Source organism: Polaromonas sp. AER18D-145 (genome assembly GCF_002379095.1).
Classification (GTDB): Bacteria; Pseudomonadota; Gammaproteobacteria; order Burkholderiales; family Burkholderiaceae_C; genus Polaromonas.
This window is the reverse complement of record NZ_NBZV01000128.1, coordinates 1-425: the sequence shown is the minus strand read 5'-3', so window position 1 is coordinate 425 and position 425 is coordinate 1. Positions and strand designations below refer to the sequence as shown.

Below are 425 nucleotides of genomic sequence, written 5' to 3'. Positions count from 1 at the left end.
TTCTTGGACAGGTCACCGGCCGCCACCGCGGTCGTCACCTCGGCGATGTTGCGCACCTGCGCCGTCAGATTCGAACCCATGGAGTTGACCGAATCGGTCAGGTCTTTCCATGTGCCGGCCACACCCTGCACGTCGGCCTGGCCGCCGAGTTTGCCTTCGGTCCCGACCTCGCGCGCCACACGGGTCACCTCCGACGCGAAGGAGCGCAGCTGGTCCACCATGGTGTTGATGGTGTTTTTCAGTTCGAGAATCTCGCCCTTCACGTCCACCGTGATTTTCTTGGACAGGTCACCGGCCGCCACCGCGGTCGTCACCTCGGCGATGTTGCGCACCTGCGCCGTCAGATTCGAACCCATGGAGTTGACCGAATCGGTCAGGTCTTTCCATGTGCCGGCCACACCCTGCACGTCGGCCTGGCCGCCGAG

At 64.0% G+C, this 425-nt stretch carries 1 protein-coding gene; it reads right to left on the bottom strand.

From position 1 onward, the window contains the following. Positions 1-425, bottom strand: a 425-nt coding sequence (locus B7G52_RS23155; protein ID WP_141397546.1) for a HAMP domain-containing protein, incomplete at both ends; no start/stop codon positions are given.